Origin of the sequence: Ciceribacter sp. L1K22 (assembly GCF_017599385.1) — a bacterium.
GTDB lineage: Bacteria > Pseudomonadota > Alphaproteobacteria > Rhizobiales > Rhizobiaceae > Allorhizobium.
In genome coordinates, this window is sequence record NZ_JAGFPK010000012.1 from 1 (window position 1) to 857 (window position 857).

Here is an 857-nt window from a genome sequence, read left to right on the forward strand (position 1 = left end):
GCCTTCGACGGCGAGACCGGGTTCGATGCCGGCCGCTTCGGCTTCTGGGCCAGCGGCTTCGGCGCGCGCGGCAGCATCGACGGCTCCGGCGGCACCGCCAGCAGCGACATCCACTCCGGCGGCACGCTGGTCGGTCTCGACGGCATGGCCGGCGACTGGCTGGTCGGCCTCTACGGCGGCTATTCCAGCGCCTCGGTCGGCACGGAGACGGAGACGGCCGCGAGCGACAATTATCATCTCGGCCTCTATGGCAGCCGCGACTTCGGCCCCCTCTCCGTCCGCTCCGGCGTGAGCTACACGTTCTCCGGCATCGACACGGTGCGCAATGTCACCATGCTCGGGCAGAAACTTGAGGCCGGTTACGATGCCGGCACGCTCAATCTCTTCGGCGAACTCGGCTACCGCATGGCGGCGGGCGGGGTCGAACTCGAACCCTTCGTCAACCTCTCGCATTCGCGCATCCGCACCGACGGCTTCACCGAGACCGGCGGCACCGCGGCGCTCACCGTGTCGGGCCAGAGCGACGACGTGACCTTCACCACGCTCGGTATCCGGGCCGCGAGCGGCTTCGATCTCGGCGGGGCAACGACCGTGGCGCGCGGCATGATCGGCTGGCAGCATGCCTTCGGCGATACCGCCACCACCTCCACCGCCCGGTTCGCCACCGGCGACAGCTTCACCATCGCCAATACGCCGATCGACAGCGACGCGCTGGTGATCGAGGCCGGGCTCGACTTCGCGCTCTCGCCCGCCGCCACCCTCGGCATCGGCTACAACGGCCGCTTCGGCGACACCGCCCGCGAGCACACCGCAACCGCAAAGGTCAGGATCGCATTCTGAGGGCGGGTGCGGGCGTC

At 69.7% G+C, this 857-nt stretch carries 1 protein-coding gene; it reads left to right on the top strand.

What is annotated here, in order from left to right; all coding sequences use genetic code 11:
- Nucleotides 1-840, top strand: an 840-nt coding sequence (locus J5J09_RS22555; RefSeq protein WP_208554512.1) for an autotransporter domain-containing protein, incomplete at its 5' end; no start/stop codon positions are given.
- Between the last annotated feature and the right edge of the window lie 17 nt (nucleotides 841-857).